Here is a 25,550-nt window from a genome sequence, read left to right on the forward strand (position 1 = left end):
TCCTTCATATTTTTGTTGTTAGGAAATCATATGTACAAAAAAATAGATTTACACATGTGTAAATCTATTTTACCAGTTCTTCTAAAGCATGTGACAAAATCCCGTTAACAAATTTTCGTGAACGGTCGTCACTAAACTTCTTTGCAAGTTCAATTGCTTCGTTGATTGATACCTTGGCAGGCATGTCATCGACGTAAACCATCTCATAGATCGCAATCTCCAAGATGATTAAATCGGTTCGGGCAATGCGCCCAAGTGACCAGCTGGCAGCTAAATATTTTTCAATTGTGTGATCAATTTCGGCCTTGTGTTCCAAAACCCCAGAGATCAATTGATGCAAATATTCAGGGTAGTCGTCGCCGTATTTACCGCTTGTCAAAACCTGGAAAAAATCTTTCCAATCAGTTTGATCGTTAGTATTTAAGGCGAATAACGTTTGGAACGCAATTTCTCTGATTTGGTGTCGTGTTAGTTCCACTATTCCTCACCATTTTCTTCTTCGCCAGCAAAGGGGTTATTCGGATCAACCGTACTGGTGGATTTTTCCGGAATCACTCCTTGAACGTGTACATTGACTTCGGTTACCTTCAAACCGGTCATAAACAACATCTGTTGCTCAACCTGGCTTTGAATTTCCAGTGCAACTTTAGGAACAGAAACGCCATAATTTAAGTATACATAAACGTCGATGGTTAATTCTTCGTCGGTGTAGGTTAAATTAACGCCTTTGCCGTGTTCCTTTCTTCTTCCAAGAAGTTCATTCACACTTGTTGAAAACGAGCCACGCATCCGGTTAACGCCGTCAATTTGTGATGTCGCCACCCCAGCAATAATTTCAAGTACGTTAGGTGCGATCTCAATTTTGCCAAGTTCGGGATCATTTGAATGAAGAATGATATTCGTGTCTTCAGCCATTATAAAGCCTCCGTTTCAGATCAATCGGATACTATGCCCGTGAAATATAAGTCCCGTCGGTGGTGTTGATCGTTAGCTTGTCACCTTGGTTAACAAAGAATGGCACTTGTAAGGTTAGTCCAGTGGTCATCGTTGCGGGTTTGGAACCACCTGAAGCGGTATCGCCTTTGATACCCGGTTCAGTGGCAGCGACTTCGAGGACGACGGTATTTGGTAATTCAATCCCCAAAGTTTCATTGCCGTATTGAATGACTTGAACTTCCATGTTTTCTTGTAAATAGTTCAATTCACTTTTAATTTGTTCGGCAGGAATTGAAATTTGATCATAAGTATCCATATCCATGAAGACATGTTGATCACCGTCGGCATACAAATATTGCATCTTGCGGGTATCAATTTGTGCCTGTTCCATCTTAGCGCCTGAACGGAAAGTCTTTTCTTGAACGGCACCAGTCCGTAAGTTCTTCAGCTTTGAACGGACGAATGCCCCTCCCTTACCAGGCTTAACGTGTTGGAAACTCAAAATCCGCCAAATTGCGTTATCGACCACGATGGTTAAACCATTTTTAAAATCAGCAGTTGAAATTGCCATTGTTGTTCCTCCTAAATGTAATGTAACATAAATAGATTATATAATACTTTCGGTCAAAATAGCCAATGAAAATGGTATCTTGATCCTAGGCAATTAAAAAGCTGGGATGCAAAACACATGTTTTGTCCCAGCCTCTTTAATTAAACTATTGTGCTTACTTTGCAGCTTCAGCAACTGGATAAACTGAAACCTGACGCTTGTCGCGTCCTTTTCTTTCGAAACGAACAACGCCATCAACGACCGCAAACAATGTATCATCATTACCACGCTTAACATTGTTTCCTGGGTAAATATGAGTTCCACGTTGACGATAGATGATTGATCCGCTGTGAACTGATGAGCCGTCAGCAGCCTTCGTACCTAAACGACGACCAGCTGAGTTACGACCGTTGGCAGTTGACCCACCACCTTTATGGTGAGAGAAGAATTGTAAATTCATTGCTAACATAGGTTTACACCTCCAGATTAATTAATTGATTTTGCTGTGTTTAACTTAATATACTTACTATAACTATCGGCTATATCAGCCATTCCGTTCGCAAAAGTATTCAAAACTGCATCAGCTTGAATACTTTTCTTGGAATCATTGACAACTGGTATATTGACTGACAAATAGCCACCATTATCATCGTCACTGTCGACATCCACATTCAATCCGACCACCTCTTGGAGGCCGTTAACCGTTGTGATGCTTAACACTGAAACCGCGGAGCAGACAATGTCTTGTCCATACTCACCTGCATCGGCATGACCGGTGATGGTGAATCCACTTACGTGACCACGGTAACGTTTGATGGTTGCTTTAATCATATCAGTCACCTCAGAGTTAATTATGCCTTGATTGAATCAATAACAACCTTGGTATATGGTTGACGATGGCCCTTCTTTGAACGTGAGCCCTTCTTTGGCTTGTAACGGAAGATAATAATCTTCTTTTGACGACCCTGCTTTTCAACAGTTCCAGTTACTGATGCGCCATCAACTAATGGTGTACCAACCTTAACTGAATTGCCACCAACCATAACAACTTGATCAAAAGTCACCTTTGCGCCTTCTTCTGCGTCTAACTTCTCAACGTAGATTGCGTCTCCTTCGGAAACTTTATATTGCTTACCGCCTGTAGTAATAACTGCGTACATATCTTGTGCACCTCCTTATAAGTTTGCTTAGACTCGCCGAGAACAAGCGCTTCGACCACTGTCGAAGACTTATCAGCTTGAATCGAGCGGTTGTAGCTGTGGAAGCCACAATTACAACGTTACTAGTATACATAATTGACAGGTGTTCGTCAATAGAAATCTGTTTGTCCGTAAAGAGGATGCGACAAACCATTTAGCGTTTCACCCATTCCTTCGTCGTTTCAGATATTTTCTTGCGGAAACGTGGGACTTAAAGCATGGTTCGCGTGGTGGTTGAAAAATTAGTAAAATACTGAATAATGCCACTAACGATAAAAATAAAGACAATGAAGATTACAAATCCCACAACGTCCACCTCCTAATTGTGACAGTATTCCGCTGCACATCTTGATTATCCTGTTTTCGGAGGTAACGTTCAATTTTTTGAAATGAATCAACTTAAATTTTAATAAAAATGCAACTTTCTTAATAAATTCATAATCATTCTGATAGCTTTCCCCTAAAAAACTGATTAAACATTGACTACCCTGTTAATATTTCATATAATTGTTATTGTTGATTTGTCGCAATAGCTCAGCTGGATAGAGCAACGGTCTTCTAAACCGTAGGTCGAGAGTTCGAATCTCTCTTGCGACATCATACACTGTTTTTAACAGATCTACATCAACATTGATAGAATGCCTTAAATCCGTTACCAAGATGGATTTAAGGCATTTTTATTTGGCCTAAAAGTTGTGACTATTTTATATTAATTCACTGGTTTTCAGAAATAGATCCACAAAATGGTCAACGAGATTTCAAGTCATTAATCATTTTACATCTGGGAATACTAAAAGCATTTATCGTCTTACTCATACTTTATAATTTCGAATATTACCTTGCAGAAACGTGGGAAATAAAGCAGTTTCCGGCCATATAAGCAGGCAATCCGAATATCCAAGCCCTGGATATTCGGATTGCCTGCTTATATTCTGGAAACTAACCGCTTTATTTCCCACTCTGAATTAATAATCTTGATCCTGGCGGTCTTCATTAATTTGATTTTTATCATTGAAGGCCTGTTCAATCTCCTGTTCAGTATAGCCAAAATCAACCAGGCCAAACTTGAGAAACAACCGCCAAGAATGATTAAAGCTATCACCACTGTGATTAAAATAAGCGTCAAACAGCATCCGTTTCAAGGCTAGATACTGTTTATCAAGATTCTCCTCTTTTTTGAACTGCTTGATTTTAGCCAAATCTGCTTGGGAATTTAAGATCACATGGTTCCAATTCTTGAGGTTGGAAATCAGAAGATAGAAATCCATCGCATCCACGTATTCATAAAGCAAGGTTTCTCTCGGTGTCTTGTCTGCATCATGTTTACCCCGATGCGTTTTCCAGACCTTGAACCACTCAGAAGTGTTGGCCATCTCAGCTAACTCCACATCTAGGGCAACAAAGGCATTTTTCACTCTACCGTCATTTGACCAGTGAAGTTGTTTCTTTGATTCGATTTGGCGGTTCAAATAAACCGATGAAGCGATCAATGATTGTAAATCCATTTCAAACTCCTATCCGAAAATAAACTTATTTGACAGGATCTCAAGCTGTTTTTTATTATCCAGGTACCAATCTTTGATAAACGGATAATCTAATAATAGGTTCAGCCAGCTCTCCTTTTGATCCTGGTCGTGAATGGTTGCCCCCCATTTTGGCCGGTCTTCATCACCGGCGTTATAAACGTTAAGCTGGGTATCGTTATCAAGTGTTAGTGAGGCACCGCCATTTTCGCCGGACATCAAAATGTATTGGTTATCAGCAGATTTAACAAACAGCTCGTCCAAAATTGGTTCAGGAATTGCACCTGCCGCAAATTCGTAGAACTCGCCATTAACCCCATCAAGGACATTAAAGTCAATCTTGAAGCCGAAACTTTCTTTAAGAACTTCGGCAGCCCGCATAATAACGTTTATTGCCTGCTTAAGGGCAGAAACTTCGAGGCCTTCCATATCAACCACAAAGTAATCAATTAACGCCGAACTATGAAACATCATTTCCTTACTCTTCAAATTTAAATAAAATAGGGGTCGGTTATGAGCAGTTGGCCCGAAGAAGAACCCAGCTGCATTCTTCGTCGACTTGGTGAATGTAAAGGTATTGTCACCAAGTGAGGAAAATTTTGCCAGCAATTTCTGGACATGTTCAGAATTACTAATCGAAAGCCCATCGACGTTGTCGGACAGCTTCAATAAACGTGCAAAGAATATCAACTGAACATCTTCATCAGAAAATTGGTGTGGAAATTCTACGAAGTCGGAATTCAGTTGATAATTAGTTAATGAAACGGCTGCTGTTAACAACTCATTTAGGTCCTGGGTTGTGTTTAAGCTGGTAAAGGCGTTGACATACTTAGAACCATTGTCTAACCCGGTCTGAATGGATTGCGCATAATGATTTAAAAGTTGGGTCGTCGTCAAAACGTTTTTTTCTGTTTCCGTATTTTCGTTACTCACCGTCAGTCACCTGCGATTCTTTGCTCAAGCTTTGCAAGTATTTGGCGTATAAGTTGTTATTGTTTTCAATAAATGCTTCAAAACTGCCAAACGAAGCCCGAATATTTTGTTTTTCCAAATTGTAAATCGTTTCTTCCTTGGATAATGCCAGAATTTCATTTTCATTCTTTTTGATCTCTGCCCGGGCACCGGAAGCCTGCTCATCAACATTGGTTAAGTCCAACAGCGCATTTTGAAGTTGTTGATGTTCTTCCTTAACCTTTCCTGCTTCCCAAGGCATCGGTGACTTCTCTTCATTTTCTTTAATTTGTTTACGAATTTCTTCCTTACGCTGATCACGCTTGGCTTGATCTTCGATCAGTTGGGTCAACTTTTCGTTCTTTTGACCCAGTTCGCGCATTTGATCGTCATTCACCCGCTTGTTTTGGGCTTCAAGTTCGAACGATTTAGCCAGCGTGTTGTATTCGTCTTTAGCAAAATTGAATCGAACGTTAATTGCATCCAACTCCCCAAACATCCGGTGGTCCCACCAGTTACCAAAGTAGATGTTGAATTTCCCCAAATCGTATTCGTGGTAATAAAAGAATGGATAGGTCGTGCCTAAATAATCAATGAGCTTGTCACTGAGATGATGACTTAACTGAGCTTTCAAATCAGCTGCCAGGCTAAAGAAATTCGTCTGTGGCTGATCAGCTTGTTCACCCTTGACTTCTGTTGCAAAGCGGTTGGGATCCATTAGTTCATATACTTTTAAATCATTGCCATTTTTGATCGAGTCATTCAAATTCGACAGATATTTTACCTTTTCACTTAATGCAGAAGCTAAAATCGAGTCGGTTTGGCTGAATGGATCGTTTTCAATTTTGTTATCCATAATATTGCCTCGTATTCCCCTTATTTATACATTTAATGTTATCTGAAAAACGTATATAAATAAAGGGCTAATCGAATTATTTATGAAAGATTTGTCAAAATGATGAGAATATCAGCCATTGTTTTGAAAATTGCTCAGAAATATCAGAAGCGGCCGACTCATCATGACGAGTTAATGATGACCTGGCCGCTTCTATATTTTGCTTGTTTCAAAATGATTGGTAGGTGAAAAACTCACTCTTGTCGATTAGGATATTACTGGTGTCAAACAATTTCGTTCTCTGATGACCTATTTAACAATGTAAACATTTTTATAATTGTACGTAGCACCGGCCGTATTGTAAATAATCCCTTTCACTTTACTACTCAACAAGTTTTTGCTTGCTGATTGATACAGGGGGGTAATGCCTTGGTTCGCCAATAAGATATTTTGGGCCTTGGTCATGTCCTCAAATCGTTTGTCAGGATTGCCTGCATCAGTGATTGAAGATGCTTTGATCAATTTGTCGTACTGCTTGTTAGACCACTGCGGAACGTTGCTGGGATTTCCTGACGTTAAAATATTTAAAAACGTAATTGGATCCGCAAAATCGGCGTACCAATCGCCCATTGTGACTTGGTAATTATGTGATTTCTGTCGTGATAGTAAAGTTTGGAACGGGATATTTCTTAAGCTCACTTTCAGTCCAGGAAGGTTCTTTTCTAACTGTGACTGCAGATATTCACTGACTTGTTTTTGGGCAAATTCGTCTGAACTGAGCAGCGTAAAACTCATTTTGGTAATCCCAAGTTCTTTGAGGCCGGCTTTAAAAAGCGCCTTTGCCTTCGTTGGGTTATATTTTAAAGAATCCGGTTTGGCAGTTGTTGCTGTGAAATCTTTACCAGTCTTAGGATTAATTGACAGTCCTTTAGAAACAAAGCTTTGGGAGTTAAACGACCCATCCCCCAAAATTTTCTTGGGTAATTGACTGCGATCGATAGCCATCGAAATCGCTTCTCTAATCTTTAAGTTTTTGAACAGTTTCTTCTTTTGATTGAATGCCAAGTAGTAACAGCTCGAAGTTTCTCGGGTCACCAAATTGTGGTTGTTCTTCAGATTTTTGGCCAAGACACCTGATAAACCAACATATTGCAGCTTATCAGTCTTGAATTGGTTATAACCAGTGGAAGGATCCTTGGTCACTTGATAGTGGAGTTTGGCTAATTTAACGGCTTTCTTATCCCAATAATTTTGATTCTTGGCAAGCGTCCAAGTCATCCCAGTCCCATTCCAGTCGGTCAGCTTGAACGGTCCGTTGTAGACTATATCAGCACTCTTTGTGCCGTAATCATCGCCATACTTTTCGACAACTTTTTGATTTTGCGGGAAGAAAAGCGGAAAGCCCATCAGCAGCTTGAAATACGGAATTTTCTTTTCCAGGGTTACCACTAGTTTATACTTGCCATCAGCTTTAATCCCCAGTGAATTAGGTGATTTTTTGTTGGCTTGAATCGCATCGGCATTTTGAATTCCTGAGAAAAGATATTCGTACTGGGATGCCGTTTTTGGATTAACCGTTCTTCGCCATGAATAGACGAAATCTTTGGCAGTAACGGGATCACCATTACTCCATTTGGTTCCCTTCCGCAGATTGAAGGTGTATTTTAACCCATCATTTGAAATTTGAGTTTTAGTGGCCAGTGCATTCTCAACTTTGCTATTCTTGCCCAGACGATAAAGGCCCTCATCAATGTTGTTTAAAACTTCAAATGTTTGAACTGACGTCGTTCTTGAAAGATCAACCGTCGACAATTCTGAATCAACTGCAGTGGTAAATTCCTGTTTGGCAGCTAGTTTCCCTGAACCACTCTTTTGCGATGAACAGCCACTCAAAATCAAAGCTGTGGAGACAACTAACCCCATTTTTAAACCAAATGAAATATTTGACATAACGAGACACCCCTTTAAAAGCCATATGAGATTCAAAGACATTCAATTATAATCGTGTTAGATTTTGATGAGAGCTGATCGGTATAAAAAGAGCTCACAGCGATACACCCTGGTGCACCACCGTGAGCTCTTTGAACAATCGATCACGTTCTTATCAAGTGCGGTAAAGTAATTCTAAAACTAATACTTCTCAAGATACTGTTCACGTTCCCAACCGGAAACTTGCGTGCGGTATGAATCGTATTCAAGGTTCTTAGCTTCAATAAAGCTGTTGTAGAGATGTTCACCAAGTGCCTTCTTCATTGTTTCGTCAGCTGAAAGATCCTTCAAGGCATTATGCAAGGTGTCCGGTAAGTTGGTGATGTGACTCTTCTGACGTTCTTCAGCATCCATTCGATAGATGTTACGGTCGATACTGTGTTCAGGTTCAATCTTGTTACGTAAGCCATCCAAGCCAGCTTCCAAGACACATGCAATGGCTAAGTATGGGTTAGCGGTTGGGTCAACGGATCGAAGTTCCAAACGAGTGGAATTACCACGAGCACTTGGAATTCGAATCAGTGGCGAACGGTTGGAACCGGACCAAGCAACATAAACAGGTGCTTCGTAACCTGGAACCAAACGTTTGTAAGAATTAACAATTGGGTTACATACAGCGGTAAATGAACGAGCATGCTTCAATAAACCACCCAAGAAGTAATAAGCTTCTTGAGAAATTTCTAATTCGCCGTCTTTGTCGTAGAAGGTGTTGCCCTTATCGTTAAATAACGACATATTTAAATGCATCCCTGAACCGTTAATACCACTCAAAGGTTTTGGCATGAACGTAGCGTACAAGCCATATTTACGGGCAACCGTCTTAACAACCAATTTGAACGTCTGAATATTATCAGCAGCGGCTAAAGCATCGGCATATTTAAAGTCAATTTCATGTTGACCAGGCGCAACTTCATGGTGAGCGGCTTCAACATCAAAGCCCATTTCTTCAAGCGTCAAGACAATTTCACGACGGCAATTTTCACCCAAGTCCATTGGGGCCATGTCGAAGTAGCTTCCCTTATCGTTCAGATGAAGTGTCGGCTCACCGTTTTCATTCATTTTGAACAAGAAGAACTCTGGTTCAGGCCCAATGTTAAATGAAGTAAAGCCGGCCTTCTTCATATCACCGAGAACACGGATCAAGTTGTTGCGAGGATCGGCTGCGTATGGCTCGCCGTTTGGACGGTAGACCTGGCAAATAACTCGGGCAATTTTGCCACGATCAGTACTCCATGGGAAAATCATCCAAGTTGATAAATCAGGGTACAAATACATGTCACTTTCTTCAATTCGAACGAAACCTTCGATTGAAGAACCGTCAAACATTAATTTGTTATCCAGCAGTTTATCCAACTGAGTGATTGGGACTTCAACGTTCTTAATTGTCCCAAATAAGTCTGTGAACATCAGACGTAAGAATTTGACATCCTCGTCCTTTACCATCTTGCGAATATCATCTTTTGAATAATCATGCCTTGTAGCCATCTATCCATCGCTCCCATCAATGATTTAGTTTATTTAAATTGTTCAAATTAGTCGGATCATCAAATGACGAAGAAGGCGGCTTCAATCCACCAATGTTTAAAAACTCATCTTGAAGAATTTTTCTAACATCGCTGTCGGTCAAACCCTTCTCAAGATTACGCTTCCGTTCATCTTCCAATTGATTCTGCTTCTTGTACACCTCTTTGATACCAGAGATATTCAGACCGTCATCAAGATAATCTTTGATTTCCAAAAGCCGATCGACATCATTCAACGAATACATCCGTCGATTACCTTCATTACGAAGCGGCTTAATCAACTCCTGCTGTTCATAATATCTGATTTGTCGTGCTGTCAAGTCAGTTAGCTTCATCACAGTTCCAATCGGCAGAACTGACATTGAACGCCGTAATTCCTTCTCTCGCATTGTTCACCTCCTAAATCTTGTCCTTATAATACCATTCCCATAATCAAAGTCAAGGCCAAATGTCACATTTTATAACATGAATTCACTAATTGTTGTCAGCCAGCCATTTTGCAACGCTACTTTCAATCTCCCACAACCGATTTGGCTGCTGAACGAGGTTATACCAATTCGGTCTTGGCTCAGTTTTATTTCTGAACCAAGTCAATTGACGTTTGGCATAATGGCGTGAATCCTTTTTGATCAAATCAACCGCTTCTTCCAAAGCTGTTTGCCCTTGAAAATACGGGAACAATTCCCGATAACCAATGCCTTTACCAGCTTGAAATTGTTGACCACCGTGGTCGAATAACCAGCGCGCTTCATTCAGCAGACCAGCCGTCATCATTTGATCGACTCGCTGATTAATTCGCTGGTATAGTAAAGCCCGTTCGGTATTTAATCCAATGACGGAGACGTCATACTTTGAGCCGGCATTATGCTGATCAGAGAATCGATGGCCCGTGTTTATGTAGACTTCCAGCGCCCGAATGATGCGTCGCACGTTATGAACCGGAATCGCTTTTGCTGCGAGTGGATCGATGTTGGCTAATCGTTGATGAAGCGCCAGATCACCATTGGTTTGTGCCTCGGCCAGTAATTGCCTTCTCAAGTCATCATTTTGATATTGGTCACCGCCCAGTTCCATCCCTGAAAGCAGTGCTTGGAGGTAAAACCCGGTGCCACCCACAATGATTGGCAGTTTACCCGCTTTATGAATGGACTGGATTAGCTCCGATGCATCGTGGACAAAATCAGCGACCGAAAAGCGTTCGTCAATATTCCTGATATCAATCAAATGATGCTTGATACCGGCCATTTCAGTCGGCGTGACTTTGGCCGTCCCGATATCCAGGTGTCGATAAACCTGCATCGAGTCTCCTGAGATGATCTCCGCGTTAAAGCGGTGCGCAAGTTTAATGGATAAATCAGTTTTACCGACGGCTGTCGGCCCGACGATTGCTAAAACTTTAGTCATTCCAGTCCCTCCCGCATCTCTGACCTGATTTGAACGGCCCGAGCAGGATAATCAGTGATAATCGCTGCCATGTTGCGTTCAAAACAATATTGCATATCTTCTGTTGAATTCACCGTCCAAGGCCGCAGATTTTGAGCAGGCGCAAAAAAGGGATGTCGTTTCAGCCAGCGAATATCTGGATGAAAGTCGGCAATCAAATGGTCCTTTTTCAGTGTTTTAGCTTGTTTAGCCGCTGTTTTGAATAATTTAGCGCCCGATAATTTGGGATCCAGGTGGTTGAGGATTTCAAGCGACTCAGCGTTAAAACTTGAGTAAATCAGTTGAAATGGATACTGAATGGACACAAAGTAATCAAAAACAGCTGCTTCGATGCCGGGGTATTGAATCTTGTTGGTCTCCAACTCCAGATTAAAAATACCGGTGAAATTATCTTTAATCAACAGTTCAACGACCTCTTGGAGCGTTGGCACCGTAATTCCTTTAAATTCGGTGCTGAAACGAATGCCCGCATCTAAATGCTTGATTTCAGCCAAGTTTTTGTCAACAATCCGTCCTGACCCATTGGTAGTTCGATCAACGGTTTCATCGTGCATAATGATTAATTGATGATCTTTAGAAAAATGAACGTCGGTTTCAATGCCGTCCGCCCCATCATCAATGGCGGTTTGAAAGGAAATCAGTGTATTTTCCGGTCGGGTCCCCTTACTACCGCGATGGGCAATAATTTTGGTATTGATTTTCAAAATAAACTCCTTTTGAGCGATTAATTAATCAATTAACTAGATATCTCAGAAAAAATAAAGCATAATAAAAGTATCAACGAATATTGGAGGGTTTAGATATGAAACAGTTTACTAATGGGCTCATTGTTGGTGTTCTCGGAACCGTTGCAGCCGGGGTTGGTGCCTTATTGACATTTAAAAAATCAGTTGTTGACCCAATTGAAGACGAAGAGCAAAAGTTCGAGGATAACCGGAAAAAGGCAATGCGTAAGAGCCGAGCTGCCCACCACGGATAGAACGTGATCCGATCCATTTAAACTAATAACGAATCTAAAAATAGGACTATGAACAAAACAGTGGTTTTGTTCATAGTCCTATTTTATCAATAATTGCTCTTTTTTTCCTTACCATTCCAGCCTTGATAACCACTTTTTAAGATATAGAGATCTTTATATCCCTTTTTACTTAAGAAAAGAGCAGCTCGTTTGCTGATCGTTTTGCCCTGATCGTACATGTACACGGGCAAGTCTGGGCGAAGCTGGGTATAAAAGTTTTTGATGGTTGAATAGGGCATGTTGCGAGCGCCCAATACGTGGCCATCCTTAAAACTTTTTTGTTCGCGCAGGTCAATGACTTGTGCTTTTCTCATACCCTTCTGGAACTCGTCGTTTTTCAAATATGTTGCCGCTTGTTTGACACGCATATTCTGAAAAATCGTGTAGCCGCCCCACGCAAGTAAGATGATGATCAAAATGATGGTTGTCACCAGATTGGCGCTGATTGCACCGATTATCAATAAAAACATCTCTCTTTCTCTCAAATAATATGATTATTTTGTTCCAAATGGTTGATTGTTTCTAAACTGTAACGCTAATGATGCCGCACCAATAATGCCGGCATCATTACCTAGTTGAGCCAACTTCAATCTGGTTGAGTCACGGACAGAAGGAAAGGCATTCTCTTGGAAATAACGGGTAGTTGGTTGAAGCAAAGTGTTACCGGCGTTGGAAACACCACCACCGATGATGATGTTTTCCGGATTCAGCGTGTTACCAATGTGTGAAAGTGCTAATCCTAAGTATGAGCAGACCCGATCAACAATTTGGTTAGCCAGAATATCCCCATTGTCGGCTAAGAAGAAGACCATCTTCGAGGATAAATCTTCGTCACCGTCAATCAATTCTTTAATCCGTGAATGACCCGTAAAGGCTTTAGCCATATCTTTGGCAATGTGGACGACGCCGGTTGCTGAGGCGTATTGTTCCAAACAGCCGCGCTTGCCACAAGTACATTGATAACCATTAGGAACAACGGTGATGTGGCCAACTTCTCCGGCCCCCCCGTTAATCCCGTGAACCAACTTACCATTGGCAATCACACCACCACCAACACCGGTTCCAAGTGTGATGAAGACAACATCCTTTGCCTTGTCTCCAGCACCTTTCCAATATTCACCAAGGGCGGCACTATTAGCATCGTTATCAATCAGAATGGGTAAATTGAGGTTAGCAGAAATCGTTGCTCCAACCGGTTGCACGATGTCCCAGTTCAGGTTATATGCCCCCACAACGGTGCCTTTTTCACGGTTAACAGCTCCTGGTGTCCCCATGCCAATACCGTAAAAATCGCTGGCATTGTAGTCATCTTTTCTCATTTGGTCACTAATTGACTTGATCATATCAGGCACAATATGACTACCATGTTCGCTGATATTTGTCGGAATGCGCCATTTAGTAAGGACGTTTCCCTTTGTATCAATGAATGCAAATTTGATTGTCGTTCCACCTAAATCAATTCCAATTAACTTTTTAGCCAATGTCTTTTCCCCTACTTTCTTGTTTTTCTTCAACACGATGTTCTCGCGTCAAAATCAGCTTCGCGTGAATAAACTCATCATGACTGATCAGCTTGGCATCATGGAGATGGTCCAACTCCAACGCCATGACCTCAATGTCCCAAAGGCGTTTGCCGACATAGACATAAATATTGAATTTCTTCAGCAACTGCTGAACATCATACAGCGTTTTCATTATCTCACATCCTCATGTAAATTTCTTTCATTTTCTAGAATTTTAAAATTTTGCCCGCATACCTATTGTAAACAAAACGAAAGCGATTACAACCAGCATAACGACTGAAATAATTCTTTTGACCTGACTGGTCTTGGAAAAGCCGACCCCGGTCACATATGCCACAAGGAATCCACCAACGAGTCCCCCCAGATGGCCGGCAATATCAATTCCGGAGACAAAAATATCGGTTCCGATATTTAAGACAATAAACAATAGGAATGTTTTAGCCATTGAAACGATTGCCGGATTTTTGGAAAAACTTTCTCCCAACATCATAAAAGCACCAAAAAGGCCAAAAATCGCGGTACTGGCACCGGCCGATAAACTATCTGTAAACGCGAAACTACCAAGGTTCCCCAAGATGCCGGAAACAAAGAAAATAACCACAAACCGCCAGTGACCAAACAATTGCTCGACATACTGTCCAATGAAATATAAAGTGATCCCGTTCATCAAGATGTGGGTGAAGCCAATATGAATGAACATCGGGGTTACCAATCGCCAGTACTGGCCTGCACGAATCAATGGGTTGTATTTCGCACCAAATTCGACCAAGGTGACAGGATTTTCGGTTCCCCCCATTAACGACATGACGGCAAAAACAACCACCATGATTATTAACAGTCCATACGTGATATAAGGTTTGTTGCGTATATTGCTCATGACCCCTCCTGTTATCCGATTAGTAAATGAGTTTGTCGACTTTAACGTCAAAGTCTTCTACGTCCCAGACAGGCTCGTCAAACAATTGAACCGGCGTCACTAATGCGATGCTCGTTCCGGTAAGGCCCTTCAAGAAGCGATCGTAAAATCCACCGCCAAATCCGACTCGAAAATGATTTTTGGAAAACGCCAAGCCCGGGACCAATAAAACGTCGAGTTGATTTTTTGCCAGCACTTGGCCGCCAACCGGTTCAATTGTCCCGAATTTAGTCTGACTGAGTATGGTGTCAGGCTCCAGCAAAACAAAGGCCATCTGCCGGTGCGGAAGTGTCCGGGGAACGGCGACTTGCTTATCATGGGCTAATGCCCATTGAATAATGGGCTGGGTATCAAGTTCATCGTCCATACTGAGGGTGATTCCCAATGTGTTACTATTTGCAAAATGCCGATCGGCAAACAATTGCTGATACAAACGGTGAATTTGCGGCTTTTGTTGGGGATCCTGCAGAAACTTATTCAGTCGAGCAATTTGTTGGTCACGAAGGACTGATTTTAATTGGTTGTTTTTGCTCATTTATCTCACCTGATTATTCAGTCAAATTTGATGGACGGACTCTTCTGTATATAAAAAAGGTTTGGGTATTTACCCAAGCCTTATTTGGTTTCTCGATGTAATGTAACTTTACGCTCGCGTGGGCAATACTTTTTAAGCTCCAAACGGTCGGGATTGTTTCGACGGTTCTTGCTGGATAAGTAAGTACGTTCGTGGCATTCAGTACATTCCATTGTAATGTGTACTCGCATGGAATACGACCTCCAAACTTTTGATAGAGTAGCTATTCTAATAGCCTCAACTTAAAATATTTTATCATCAATCCCAACAAATTACTAGGACAAAATAGATAAATGTTAAGTGTTTTTACTTAACAGTTGAAGTTGATTGGACAGTCTTCCAGTAAGCAGAGTATATTTGCTTAGCCAACGCCATGTTATTACTTTCGGCGTTAACGCCCAGGTTAGGCATTGCCAAAGCAACGACGACCTGCGGATGGGTCGATGGTGCGTAGGAAGCCAAACTCAGGGTGACGGTTTCATTTCCATTATAAAATGTTTGAGCCGTTCCAGTCTTGGCAGAGATTTCCGGTTTGATAGAATCCAGCATCCCACCAGTCTTGTAGGTGTTACTTCCATGAACCACTCGATATAAACCAGTTGTGACAACGTTTCGCTGTGCTTGAGTCATGTCAATATGATTCAGGACCTTCGGCATCACAGTGGCCTTTACCGTCCCTAGTTTACCATCTTGACTGGTTCCACGAATCGCTTGAACAACGTGTGGTTCAATCCGATTGCCGCCATTAGCGATTGTTGACATGTACTGAGCGACCTGCATCGTCGTGTAGGCATCGTAGTTACCAAAGGAAAGATCCAATGCACTTCCGATGTGCTTGTAACCACTGGCACCTTGTAATCCGGTGGATTCACCAGGAATGTCAACCCCGGTCTTGACGCCCAATCCAAATTGGTTAAAGTAGCCACGCATCGTATTGAAAACGTTGGGACTCATGGTTAACGCGCCACCTTCAACATAATTGAAGTGACCTTCTTTCATCGCCAACTGCATCATGTATGAGTTGGAGGATACTTGAAGCGCATCACTGGCATCAACTGAGATGTTAGCCCGACCGTTGTGGTTGAACCAAGAAGACTTTTTGACCCCACCGGTTGTAATCGGCTGGTCCGTCAAAGTACTGTTAGTTGGTGTGATCACATGATCCATCAACGCGCCTGAGACCATGGCACCCTTAACAACAGAGCCCATAACGATTGAACTGTTAATGGTTCCTAATATATTATCAGTGATCTTTGACGTCTTTGGATTGCGATCAACCCCGGCCATCCCAATGATTGCCCCATTGTTAGGGTTCATGACCACAGCATAGGTCCCGGTCGAATTCCCGCCAGCACCGGATTCAGCAGAGTGAACTAAGGATTGCAGCTGCTTTTGGAACCTGGCGTTGATCGTCAATTGAAGATTGTCACCTTTTTGACCGCCATATTTTTTAATTTCTTTTTTGATCTGATTATCACTATTCAAAATGATCTGAGTTTGAGACTTGGTCCCTCGAAGCACTGGTTCGTATTGGCGCTCCAAATAACTTTGACCAACACTGTCATTTCGCGAGTATCCCTGTGCCAACAGCTCATTGACTCGATCACTCGGCAGGCCCGTCTTTTCATTAGAAACCGTTCCCGTAATCCCTTGGATGGAACGGCCATTCGGATAATTACGGCTCCAGCTGGTTCCAACGTTGACTCCCGGCATATCCGCCAAGTGTTCCCCGACCATCGCAACTTCTCTGGTTGAGACTTTGGCATCCTTAATGTTGACGGTTGATAGTTGGTAGGCCCCACTCATCTTAGCAAAGATGGTGGCCGCGTTTTTGGTCGCAGAAGAGAAAGTCGACTTTGGATAACTTTCCACTTTGGCAACCGCTTTATTATACTTCGCGTCGACAGAATAACCGGAAATCCCTGGGATTGATTTTTCAACTTTGGCCAAATTGTTGGTATTTGACAAATAATAATCAGCCAGTTGACGTTGCGTCAAACTCCCCGTTGAAACGGTGACATACTGTGCTAGTCGGTTAGCTGTCTTATACATATCGGCAGATAACACGTTAACGCCTTTTGTATAAATAATTGCCTGGTGAGCAGAATTCCCAACTAAAACGTGCCCGGTGGAATCAAAAATCATTCCCCGCTGAACATTCCCGTTGACAACTGAGGTGTCTGATCGGTTAACTTCGGCTTTAAATTTAGAACCGTACATCACCTGCAGGTATGCCAACTGGGTAAGTAGCGCAACAAATAAGATTCCGACGATAATAAAAATAATATTGATTCGAAAAGGCAGTGAAACACCTTTTGCTTTGTTCGTTTTCTTGGTGCGTCTTTTAAAAATTTTCACAATATTAACTCCTTGCCATGAAACTTATTTTATCAAATTTTCCAACTAAAAACTACAACCGGTAGTCAATCTTTAACTTATTATGATATTCTATATGTTGTTAATCACTTTTAAAAAGGATGTAGATTATGAATTCAAAGAAAACAACGAAAATTTCCATATTAGTCCTGTGCTTTTTGGTACCGGTACTTATCTCTACCAGTTACTTCATTTTTCGCCACTTTGCACCGTTTGGCGGTTCGTCAGTGATGACCGTTGACTTGGGTCAACAGTACATCGATTTTTACACCAATTTCCATGATACCCTATTACATAGTCCAAGCGGCTTTTTCTTTTCATTTTCCAAAGCGCTTGGCGGCGACATGATGGGCACCTGGGCTTACTACCTAATGAGTCCATTGAACTTAATCATGTTACTGTTCCCGCTTTCTAAACTCCCCAGTGTCTTGGGTGTTATTACGATCATCAAGTACGGTTTGGCCGGCTTAAGTTTTGGCTACTTTCTAATGAAGGTCACGAAACACGTTGGCTGGTCAATCATTGGCTTTTCCGTTTCTTACGCCATGATGGGCTGGATGGTCGCCAATCAGTTCAATATGCTTTGGACTGATGTCTTGTTTGTACTGCCGATGATTTTTTACGGACTCTTTAAGATCTTGAAGAATCAGTCGAGTGCCATTTACATCATCAGCTTAACGGCGATGTTAATCATGAATTACTACATGAGCTACATGATCGCCATCTTCTTGACCCTCTTTATGTTTATTTACTGGGCCGCCAAAGCGCTCCCAGTCGAGAATCAAACATCTGCCAAAGCTGTTTTCAAATGGCTGAAAGCATCCATTCTAAGTGGGATCCTGGCCGCTTGGCTGCTGCTGCCGACATTTTTCTCGCTGCTGGGAAGCAAAACCCAGTATTCAAAGGGTCAGTACAAAATCAAGTTCGAATATAACCCACTGGATATGTTGGGCAAGTTCTTTAACGGCTCGGTTAACTTTAACGAACTGCCAGCTGGGACAGCTAACGTGTTCGTGGCTAGTGTCGTCCTGATTTTATTTGTTTATTACTTCTTTATTCCAACCATCAAGCGAAACGTCAAAATCGCCAATCTTTCATTAACGGCCTTTATGATTCTGTCAATGTGTTTTCAGCCGTTGGATCTATTCTGGCACGGAATGCAGCTGCCGGTTTGGTACACCTTCCGATTCTCCTATCTCTTCTCATTTTGGATGATTCTAACCGCCTTTCAAGCGTTTCTGCACATCTTGGACGAAGGCATTAACTGGAAAGGCTATCTGGTCACCGCCGGCATCATGGCGTTAGGGGTGCTCTACGTTGAACTCCGCTGGAAGCATCTCGAATATATGCGTCACTTTGATTTTCTCTGGGGCTGTGTGTATTTAGTCGTTTCTCTTGGAATCGTTGTTTTCCTAGGAATCTATCGTAAAAACATCGTCTTGGCAATGACACTGGCTGTTCTGATGAGTGGTGAAATGGCGCTGAACATGGTCACTTCGCTGAATCACCTGGATTATTTGAAAGCCAACAACTACACAGCGTTTGAACGGATCATGAGAAAACACGTCAACGAGATTAAACAAAAAGATAAAGGATTCTACCGTTTAGGAACAACCTTCTCGCGAACCAAAAACGATGCCTTCACTGGCAATTACAACGGTGGCTCAATCTTCTCATCGACCCTTGAATCCGATACGTCTCAATTCTTCAAAAATATCGGCCAGCCAAACGGAGATTCGTTTGTTCTTTACTCTAACGGAACCATGTTTACTGACTCATTGCTGAACATGAAGTATTACATGAGTCACCAGATTACTGAAGCCAATCCGAATAAAAAACCAAAGAAGCAGTTATTGACTACTTTGACGAGAAAGCCTGATTACAACAACTATAATTTACTGTCACAGGATGCACTGATTGGTACCTACCGTAATCCGTATGCGGTTCCGATTGGTTTTCTGGCTCCCAAATCAGGAATGGAACACAATTCCATTGCCAAGAGTCCAATCACTTATCAAAACCAAATTGCACACCGACTCGATCCAAATATCAAGAATTTGTTTGAACCGGCTGCTTATACTGACATGCGGTGTAACAACATTCAGCCAATTTCTAAATTAAACAATGCTGTCCTGAAGAAAAAGAACCTCTTGGAAATGTCCTACATTATTTTCTCAGTACCGATTGAGAAGAATACGTCTTACTACATGACATTGGGCACCGAAATCAATAAGGGCAACATTTCAATTTCCGTCGATGGCCAAGCACAGACTCAATTTACGCCGTCTGAAAAGACCATCATTGCTAATATTGCAACTGGTACCAGCATTAATACCACGGCTAATGTTCAGATCTTTGTTAACAAGAATAACGCCCTCTTACAGGATGTGAAATTGTATAAAGTTCATAATTCAAAGATTGCCAAATTCTCTAAAGACTTGAATTCAAAACCCTACAAGGTTACAAAGTGGAACCATCACCAATTAACCGGGACAGTCGATGCAACATCTAACAATCAAGCATTGACGACCACCATCCCATTTGAAAATGGCTGGACAGCCAAGGTTGATGGCAAATCGGTTCAGCCAGAACGCTGGGCAAAGATGTTCCTATATATTCCAATCAACAAAGGTCACCACAAGGTTGTCTTTACCTATTGGCCTGAGGGTCTTAAAGTCGGCTTGCTGATTACTGCTTTTGGTTTAGCATTTATTGGTACCGAAGCAATCTTGAAACGCCGCAAAAAGCAAAAGAATGAGAACCCTGAAGGTCCGACGAACACCAAGTAAATGGCATGATTAAAGGGATGAAAACCATTTTTTTTGGCTTCCATCCCTTTTTAGATTGTCACATTTACTTATCAAGATCACCATTAGGTGTGTACGTATACACAACGTTTTCAGGATCTTTTTCTGGATTGAAATCGACTTTCAAATCAAAACCGACAAAGAACCAGCGATCATCTTCGTCGACAAAGTAGGTAATCCCATCCTTTTCGGTTTTGGTATAAGTCTCACCCGGCTGATCGTCACGGGTCAAGGCTAATGAGAAGCCTTCGTGAACCGGCGTCTTCCCATAAACCTTGCCATAGAAGCGCACACCGTTACCTTGACTTAAACCCATTTCAGATTGGAACCATTTGCTTGCGGAATCAGTTACATCAATTTTCATTATTATGCCACACTCCTAAAATCTGTGTTTGTATTCGCTTACAATCAATTATAACATCATTAAGGTATTTCACAAACGATATGTCGGCCCACAGGACACACTCGCAGCATCTATGGAAATTCCGCTTGAACAGTTAAGTTGGGACTGTCAGTAACTAATAAACTCAAGCGATCAAAAAAGAGCTAATCGTTAGGCAAAGCATGCCCACGGTTAGCTCTTTTCACATTGAAATTATTTGACGATACAATGGAAGCTATTCAACTTTAGTAATTTTGACTTTCATAGTTCCGGCTGGAATTGGAATATTGACCTCTTCATTTAACCGGTGACCAATGAGTCCCTTGGCAATTGGTGAATCATTCGAAATCTTCCCTGACATTGGATCGGCTTCAGCAGCCCCAACAATTTGATACGTTTCGGGATCTTCATCAGGTAATTCTTGGAAGGTCACTTTCTTGCCAACAGTCACCTCATCCTTATCGCTATCATTTGAATCGATAATTTGAGCATACTGCAGCATGTGCTCAATCGTTGTGATGCGACTTTCAAGCATACTTTGCTCGTCTTTAGCAGACTCATACTCAGAGTTCTCAGATAAGTCCCCATAACTTCTTGCAATTTTAATTCGTTCCACCACTTTTGGTCGTTGGTTTACTTTAAGGTCTTCTAATTCTGCCTGTAATTTATCGCGACCATCGGCAGTCATTGGATATGTGTCTTCAGCCATTTGGTAATTTCCCCTTTTTATTTTTAAATTGTTGAATCAAGATTATTCTTAATTTCTTTGTTGCCACGATGCATCAAGATGGAACGCATCTTAGTGGTCAGTAAATCGATAGCAACTTGATTTTCCCCACCTTCAGGAACAATCAGATCAGCATAACGCTTGGTTGGCTCGACAAACTGATGATACATTGGTTTAACGGTCATCAAATACTGGTGAATAATGTTATCCAATGAACGGCCACGTTCTTTTGTGTCCCGCTCGATTCGTCGAATTAAACGAATATCATCATCGGTGTCAACAAATACTTTAATATCCATTAAATCACGTAATCGCTGATCGTCAAGGATTAAAATGCCTTCCAGAATGATCACCTCACGCGGTTCTTGTCGAATTGTCTGTTGACTTCGTGTAAATTGACCGTAGTCATAGACTGGTTTTTCAATTGGTTCATATTTCAGCAGTTGCTTGAGCTGTTCGATCAACAGATCAAAATCAAACGCCATTGGGTGATCGTAATTAACCTTTTTCCGATCTGCCATCTTCATTTCAGCTTGGTCGTTATAATATGAATCTTGTTGAATAATTGTGATCGAATAGTTGGATAACTGATCAAAGATCTTTCGAGCAACGGTGGTCTTGCCACTACCTGAGCCTCCGGTAATGCCAATGACGACTGGCCGTGTTTTGTGATTTACCATGTGAACAGGAGCCCTCTCGATTAGTTGTTGTCGGCAGTATGCTGAGCAATTTGCTGCTGATGTTCAGCGTACGTCTTTGAGTAATAAACTTTTTTCGTCTTTGTGTTCGCAACAAAGTACAGGTAGTTCTTTGAACGATCTAGTGGGTGCAAAACGGCACTCATCGAACTAATGCTTGGACTGTCAAATGGTCCCGGGCCAAAGCCGGTGTACTTGTACAGATTGTACGGTGAATCACTCTGCAGGTCTTTGTTGGTCAGTGCTTTGTTATTTCGATGAATGGCATACAAAACAGCCACGTCTGATTGTAGTGGCATATTAATGTCAATTCGATTTAACAGCACGCCCGCCATCTTCCTCCGGTCAGTTTGGTTAACACCTTCACGTTCAATTAATGACGAAAGAGTCATGAACTGCTGCATGTTCATCCCCGACTTTTTAATGGCCGCAAAGTGTGGTGAAACCATCTGATTGGTCTTGGTAACCATCTGGGTAACCAGAGATTTTAACGATGTATTCTTCTCCACTTCATATGTTGCCGGATACAAATAACCTTCGAGACGGTAACGAACGTTTTTAGCTTTCATCGCTTGGTTAAGTAGCTTCGGGTAACGACCTGCCAATCGTTCAAGGTACGTTTGGTTCTTCATTAACTTCAAGAAGTCGCCGCGGGAGAAGTCAGTTGTCAGTGAAATCTGGGTGGCAATTTGATCAACGTTGGCTCCTTCTCGAATTAATACCTTGCCCTTGGTACTTTGAATTGGTTGGTCACTTCCGCCGCGTTGGAGTCGGTTGGCAATTGTTTTGAGACTCATTGAAGGCTTTAATTGATAATAACCAGCTCTAAAGTTAGCCATATTATTTGATTTGACATAGTAATCAAAGACCATGCCGCTCTTAACAATCTTTTTGTTTTGAAGAATCGAACCAATTTGTTTATTTGAGGCGCCAAGTGGAATGTGGACCTGAGTCACGTTGGAATTTTGTGGGTTCATTGGTTTTAAGGCATCTTGAAAATATCGATAGCCCATGAAACCAATCGTTGCAGCTAAAATAATCAGTAAGGTAATGACAGAAATAATAATTTTTCGCCCGAGGCTTTTGTTAAGTTTGGGGTTTTGTCGCCTTGAGTCATCGCTCATGAGAAGCTCCTCCTATCTATTCAATTTAATTATAGTTTCCGAATTATCTAATTTCTGCATTTAAATCAGCTGTTAATCGTTTTTTAATCTTTTCAAAGGCTGTGTTGACCACATCATCCTTCAAAGTTTCACGTGGATCTACATAAGTTAATGAATAAGCCATTGATTTCTTACCATCAGGAACGTTATCACCTTCATAAACATCGAACAAGCGGACATCGCTCAAGTACGCCCCACCACGTTTATTCATGACTGCCAGGATCTGACTGTTCGTCACGTCATCATCAACCACAAGCGAAATGTCCCGTTTGATTGAAGGATACTTGGAAATCGTTTGATACTGATTGTCATCCTTTGGCAAATCGATTAATTCCTGCATATTGAGTTCAAATCCGTAAGTTTCCTTGATCTTGAACTGCTTGGCAATTCGAGGATGAATTTGGCCCAAAAAGCCAACGTAGTGGCCGTGAATCGAGATGTTAGCCGTTCTTCCAGGATGCATTTCGGGGTACTGATCAGTCGCTGTATACTCAATGTCACCTTTAACACCCAGGTTAACCAAAAATTGATTAACCATTCCTTTCAACTGGAAGAAATCAACGGGCGAAACGTGATTATTCCAGAGCGGGTTCGTCAAGTTACCGGTCACGACGCCGGCAATATGTTCAACTTCTTCGGGGCGTATTTGGTCGGCAGTATCTTTGTAAAAGACCCGACCGGCTTCGTAGAGTGCAACGTCATCAACCTTATGAGCATGGTTATAGGCAACATCATCGAGCAGTCCGGATAGCATGTTCATTCTTAATACTGCGTGATCCTGGGTCATTGGCCAAAGTAATTTGGTCTCTTCACTCTGACGCATCAAAAACATCTTAGCCTTGGCTGTCGTTGTCAGTGAGTAAGAAATTGCTTGAGTGAATCCCAACCCTTCCAGAGCAGTGCGGGATGCGCGCTGTAATTTCTGGGTTGGGGTCAAGATTCCAACACTTTGACGACCAGTTGGCAAGGTTGCCGGCAGATTATCATATCCGTAAATTCTGGCGACTTCTTCATAAAGGTCGGCGTCCCGAAAAATATCCCAACGTCGAGCAGGAATGGTGACATTTAAACCGTCTTGATGAGTTTCACTTGAAAAGCCAAGCCGATCGAAAATACTTTTAATGTCTGCGGTTGTTAAAGCTGTTCCAAGTACGTGGTTGGTTCGTTCGGCAGTAATGTAGATTGTTGGCAGCTGTGGGTGGTACTCACTGGCGTTAACAGTACCACGAGCGATCTTGCCGCCAGCCAGTTGCTTAATCATGCTGACTGCTTCGTCAACGGCGTCCTGAACCCCATCTGGATTAATCCCCCGTTCAAAGCGTTGTGAGGCCTCAGAGTGCAAGTTATGCCGCTGAGCGGTCTTTCTGATCTTGAAGCAATCAAAAATAGCAGATTCAATCACAACGTTTTCGGTATTGTCATCAATTTGGGTATTGAAGCCACCCATCACACCAGCAAGCGCAATTGGTTTGTCGTCATCGGCAATGACAATATCATCGGCAGAAAGTGCGTGTTCATCTTCATCAAGTGTGGTTAATTGCTCACCTTTTTGTGCGAGTCGAACGTGAACGGTGCCGTTAATTTTATCCTTGTCAAATGAATGCAGGGGCTGACCATACTTCAATAAAATATAGTTGGTAACATCGACAACGTTATTAATGGGACGAATGCCGGCATTCCAGAGAACAATTTGCAGCCAGGCCGGACTAGGGGAAATTTTGACACCTTCAACCACCCGCAGTTTGTAAGTCTTGGCAAGCTGATCGTCTGCCGTTGCTTGGATTTCCTGGTCAATGTTTAATGAACTGTCTTCATCAACCACCGGTTTTTTAATTTCTGGTTGTTGGTCGTAAATTGCAGCCAAGTCATGGACAGTTCCCAAAATACTGAGCATATCACCACGGTTGGGCGTGACATCCAGATCAATAATCGGATCATCCATTCCCAGGTATTTGTAAATTGGCTCACCAACCGGCACGTCGTCATCAAAGACATAAATGCCATCAGCCCATTCCTTTGGGATAACGTCCTTGCTGAAGCCAATCTCATCAAGGGCACAAATCATCCCCGACGATTCGATTCCGCGCATCTTTGACCGCTTAATTTTGACGTTGCCACCGATTCGTGAATTAGGGAGGGCAACAATGACTTTCTGGTCCACATCAACGTTGGGCGCCCCACAAACGATTTGTAAGGGTTCATCTTCGCCGACATCCACCTGACAGACGTGCAGATGATCTGATTCTGGATGCTTAGTCATTGACAAGATGTGGCCGACAACCAGCTTCTTTAATCCGTCTTGGGCAACGGCGACTGAATCCACTTCAACCGCTGTCCGTTCGATCTTTTCAGCCAAGTCTTTTGCGGGCATATTCAGATCTAAGTATTGTTTGAGCCATTTATATGAAACTTTCATT

At 42.0% G+C, this 25,550-nt stretch carries 28 protein-coding genes, 1 tRNA gene and 1 other annotated feature; of the genes, 3 read left to right on the top strand and 26 right to left on the bottom strand.

Features of this window, described 5'->3' with window-relative positions; all coding sequences use genetic code 11:
• Positions 1 to 64 precede the first annotated feature (64 nt).
• The 6 genes from nusB to rplU all read right to left on the bottom strand — a co-directional run bounded on the left by nusB (position 65) and on the right by rplU (position 2,646).
• Positions 65 to 478, bottom strand: a complete 414-nt coding sequence (gene nusB, locus LPKJCM_RS08115; RefSeq protein WP_057963099.1) for a transcription antitermination factor NusB — start codon at positions 476 to 478, stop codon at positions 65 to 67.
• The gene (locus LPKJCM_RS08120; RefSeq protein WP_057963098.1) at positions 478 to 915 is read right to left on the bottom strand and encodes an Asp23/Gls24 family envelope stress response protein; all 438 of its coding nucleotides are present in this window, start codon (positions 913 to 915) and stop codon (positions 478 to 480) included. The genes nusB and LPKJCM_RS08120 overlap by 1 nt, the downstream gene beginning before the upstream one ends.
• Positions 916 to 946: 31 nt before the next feature.
• Positions 947 to 1,507: an elongation factor P gene (efp, locus tag LPKJCM_RS08125; RefSeq protein WP_057963097.1), complete on the bottom strand. Its 561-nt coding sequence runs from the start codon at positions 1,505 to 1,507 to the stop codon at positions 947 to 949.
• Positions 1,508 to 1,661: 154 nt separating this feature from the next.
• Complete coding sequence (gene rpmA, locus LPKJCM_RS08130) at positions 1,662 to 1,955, bottom strand: 50S ribosomal protein L27 (protein ID WP_014940013.1); 294 nt, start codon at positions 1,953 to 1,955, stop codon at positions 1,662 to 1,664.
• Positions 1,956 to 1,972: 17 nt separating this feature from the next.
• Positions 1,973 to 2,317, bottom strand: coding sequence for a ribosomal-processing cysteine protease Prp (locus LPKJCM_RS08135; RefSeq protein ID WP_057963096.1), 345 nt, complete (start codon positions 2,315 to 2,317; stop codon positions 1,973 to 1,975).
• A 20-nt stretch (positions 2,318 to 2,337) separates the two neighbouring features.
• A complete protein-coding gene (gene rplU, locus LPKJCM_RS08140) occupies positions 2,338 to 2,646 on the bottom strand; it encodes a 50S ribosomal protein L21 (protein ID WP_057963095.1) in 309 nt (102 codons plus the stop codon).
• A 19-nt stretch (positions 2,647 to 2,665) separates the two neighbouring features.
• Positions 2,666 to 2,748 (bottom strand) — a sequence feature (ribosomal protein L21 leader region).
• A 460-nt stretch (positions 2,749 to 3,208) separates the two neighbouring features.
• Here rplU and LPKJCM_RS08145 point away from each other — a divergent pair.
• Positions 3,209 to 3,282 (top strand) — tRNA-Arg (locus LPKJCM_RS08145).
• Positions 3,283 to 3,650: 368 nt separating this feature from the next.
• On the opposite strand, the gene LPKJCM_RS08150 is transcribed toward LPKJCM_RS08145, so the two are convergent.
• From LPKJCM_RS08150 to LPKJCM_RS08185, 8 genes are all read right to left on the bottom strand, one after another.
• Positions 3,651 to 4,190, bottom strand: coding sequence for a dUTPase (locus tag LPKJCM_RS08150; RefSeq protein WP_057963094.1), 540 nt, complete (start codon positions 4,188 to 4,190; stop codon positions 3,651 to 3,653).
• A gap of 9 nt (positions 4,191 to 4,199) precedes the next feature.
• Complete coding sequence (locus tag LPKJCM_RS08155) at positions 4,200 to 5,141, bottom strand: hypothetical protein (RefSeq protein WP_057963093.1); 942 nt, start codon at positions 5,139 to 5,141, stop codon at positions 4,200 to 4,202.
• Positions 5,134 to 6,015 carry a hypothetical protein gene (locus LPKJCM_RS08160; protein ID WP_057963092.1) on the bottom strand — a complete coding sequence of 294 codons (882 nt, stop codon included), beginning with the start codon at positions 6,013 to 6,015 and terminating at the stop codon, positions 5,134 to 5,136. The genes LPKJCM_RS08155 and LPKJCM_RS08160 overlap by 8 nt, the downstream gene beginning before the upstream one ends.
• Before the next feature lie 288 nt (positions 6,016 to 6,303).
• Positions 6,304 to 7,944, bottom strand: a complete 1,641-nt coding sequence (locus LPKJCM_RS08165; RefSeq protein WP_057963091.1) for a peptide ABC transporter substrate-binding protein — start codon at positions 7,942 to 7,944, stop codon at positions 6,304 to 6,306.
• Positions 7,945 to 8,124: 180 nt separating this feature from the next.
• Positions 8,125 to 9,468, bottom strand: coding sequence for a type I glutamate--ammonia ligase (gene glnA, locus LPKJCM_RS08170; RefSeq protein WP_057963090.1), 1,344 nt, complete (start codon positions 9,466 to 9,468; stop codon positions 8,125 to 8,127).
• A gap of 16 nt (positions 9,469 to 9,484) precedes the next feature.
• On the bottom strand, positions 9,485 to 9,895 hold the full coding sequence (locus LPKJCM_RS08175; protein WP_057963089.1) for a MerR family transcriptional regulator: 411 nt from the start codon (positions 9,893 to 9,895) through the stop codon (positions 9,485 to 9,487).
• An 85-nt stretch (positions 9,896 to 9,980) separates the two neighbouring features.
• The gene (miaA, locus tag LPKJCM_RS08180; protein WP_057963088.1) at positions 9,981 to 10,910 is read right to left on the bottom strand and encodes a tRNA (adenosine(37)-N6)-dimethylallyltransferase MiaA; all 930 of its coding nucleotides are present in this window, start codon (positions 10,908 to 10,910) and stop codon (positions 9,981 to 9,983) included.
• Positions 10,907 to 11,653: a glycerophosphodiester phosphodiesterase family protein gene (locus LPKJCM_RS08185; RefSeq protein ID WP_057963087.1), complete on the bottom strand. Its 747-nt coding sequence runs from the start codon at positions 11,651 to 11,653 to the stop codon at positions 10,907 to 10,909. Before LPKJCM_RS08185 ends, miaA begins: the two co-directional genes overlap by 4 nt.
• 98 nt (positions 11,654 to 11,751) lie before the next feature.
• Between LPKJCM_RS08185 and LPKJCM_RS08190 the strand changes: the two genes are divergently transcribed.
• On the top strand, positions 11,752 to 11,928 hold the full coding sequence (locus LPKJCM_RS08190; protein ID WP_013727973.1) for a DUF3042 family protein: 177 nt from the start codon (positions 11,752 to 11,754) through the stop codon (positions 11,926 to 11,928).
• Positions 11,929 to 12,014: 86 nt separating this feature from the next.
• Here the strand turns inward: LPKJCM_RS08190 and LPKJCM_RS08195 are convergent, their stop codons facing one another.
• The 7 genes from LPKJCM_RS08195 to LPKJCM_RS08225 all read right to left on the bottom strand — a co-directional run bounded on the left by LPKJCM_RS08195 (position 12,015) and on the right by LPKJCM_RS08225 (position 17,338).
• Positions 12,015 to 12,437, bottom strand: a complete 423-nt coding sequence (locus tag LPKJCM_RS08195) for a rhodanese-like domain-containing protein (protein ID WP_057963086.1) — start codon at positions 12,435 to 12,437, stop codon at positions 12,015 to 12,017.
• Between the two features lie 24 nt (positions 12,438 to 12,461).
• Positions 12,462 to 13,448, bottom strand: a complete 987-nt coding sequence (locus LPKJCM_RS08200; protein ID WP_057963085.1) for an ROK family glucokinase — start codon at positions 13,446 to 13,448, stop codon at positions 12,462 to 12,464.
• A complete protein-coding gene (locus tag LPKJCM_RS08205; protein WP_057963084.1) occupies positions 13,441 to 13,662 on the bottom strand; it encodes a YqgQ family protein in 222 nt (73 codons plus the stop codon). The genes LPKJCM_RS08200 and LPKJCM_RS08205 overlap by 8 nt, the downstream gene beginning before the upstream one ends.
• A gap of 42 nt (positions 13,663 to 13,704) precedes the next feature.
• Positions 13,705 to 14,367: a rhomboid family intramembrane serine protease gene (locus LPKJCM_RS08210; RefSeq protein ID WP_057963083.1), complete on the bottom strand. Its 663-nt coding sequence runs from the start codon at positions 14,365 to 14,367 to the stop codon at positions 13,705 to 13,707.
• A gap of 19 nt (positions 14,368 to 14,386) precedes the next feature.
• Positions 14,387 to 14,941 carry a 5-formyltetrahydrofolate cyclo-ligase gene (locus LPKJCM_RS08215; RefSeq protein ID WP_057963082.1) on the bottom strand — a complete coding sequence of 185 codons (555 nt, stop codon included), beginning with the start codon at positions 14,939 to 14,941 and terminating at the stop codon, positions 14,387 to 14,389.
• Positions 14,942 to 15,021: 80 nt separating this feature from the next.
• Positions 15,022 to 15,171 carry a 50S ribosomal protein L33 gene (gene rpmG, locus LPKJCM_RS08220; RefSeq protein WP_013727979.1) on the bottom strand — a complete coding sequence of 50 codons (150 nt, stop codon included), beginning with the start codon at positions 15,169 to 15,171 and terminating at the stop codon, positions 15,022 to 15,024.
• Positions 15,172 to 15,286: 115 nt separating this feature from the next.
• The gene (locus LPKJCM_RS08225) at positions 15,287 to 17,338 is read right to left on the bottom strand and encodes a peptidoglycan D,D-transpeptidase FtsI family protein (protein ID WP_057963081.1); all 2,052 of its coding nucleotides are present in this window, start codon (positions 17,336 to 17,338) and stop codon (positions 15,287 to 15,289) included.
• A 128-nt stretch (positions 17,339 to 17,466) separates the two neighbouring features.
• Between LPKJCM_RS08225 and LPKJCM_RS08230 the strand changes: the two genes are divergently transcribed.
• Positions 17,467 to 20,145, top strand: a complete 2,679-nt coding sequence (locus tag LPKJCM_RS08230) for a YfhO family protein (protein WP_057963080.1) — start codon at positions 17,467 to 17,469, stop codon at positions 20,143 to 20,145.
• 64 nt (positions 20,146 to 20,209) lie between these two features.
• On the opposite strand, the gene LPKJCM_RS08235 is transcribed toward LPKJCM_RS08230, so the two are convergent.
• The 5 genes from LPKJCM_RS08235 to pheT form a co-directional block, all read right to left on the bottom strand.
• On the bottom strand, positions 20,210 to 20,527 hold the full coding sequence (locus LPKJCM_RS08235; protein ID WP_057963079.1) for a HesB/YadR/YfhF family protein: 318 nt from the start codon (positions 20,525 to 20,527) through the stop codon (positions 20,210 to 20,212).
• Between the two features lie 253 nt (positions 20,528 to 20,780).
• Positions 20,781 to 21,254 (bottom strand): transcription elongation factor GreA, encoded by a 474-nt coding sequence (greA, locus tag LPKJCM_RS08240; protein ID WP_057963078.1) that lies wholly within the window; start codon positions 21,252 to 21,254, stop codon positions 20,781 to 20,783.
• Positions 21,255 to 21,277: 23 nt separating this feature from the next.
• Positions 21,278 to 21,952, bottom strand: a complete 675-nt coding sequence (gene udk, locus LPKJCM_RS08245) for a uridine kinase (protein WP_057963077.1) — start codon at positions 21,950 to 21,952, stop codon at positions 21,278 to 21,280.
• A 20-nt stretch (positions 21,953 to 21,972) separates the two neighbouring features.
• A complete protein-coding gene (gene mltG / locus LPKJCM_RS08250; RefSeq protein WP_057963076.1) occupies positions 21,973 to 23,094 on the bottom strand; it encodes an endolytic transglycosylase MltG in 1,122 nt (373 codons plus the stop codon).
• Between the two features lie 43 nt (positions 23,095 to 23,137).
• Positions 23,138 to 25,549: a phenylalanine--tRNA ligase subunit beta gene (gene pheT / locus LPKJCM_RS08255; protein ID WP_057963075.1), complete on the bottom strand. Its 2,412-nt coding sequence runs from the start codon at positions 25,547 to 25,549 to the stop codon at positions 23,138 to 23,140.
• Position 25,550: the final 1 nt, after the last annotated feature.

Source organism: Lentilactobacillus parakefiri, assembly GCF_002157585.1.
GTDB lineage: Bacteria > Bacillota > Bacilli > Lactobacillales > Lactobacillaceae > Lentilactobacillus > Lentilactobacillus parakefiri.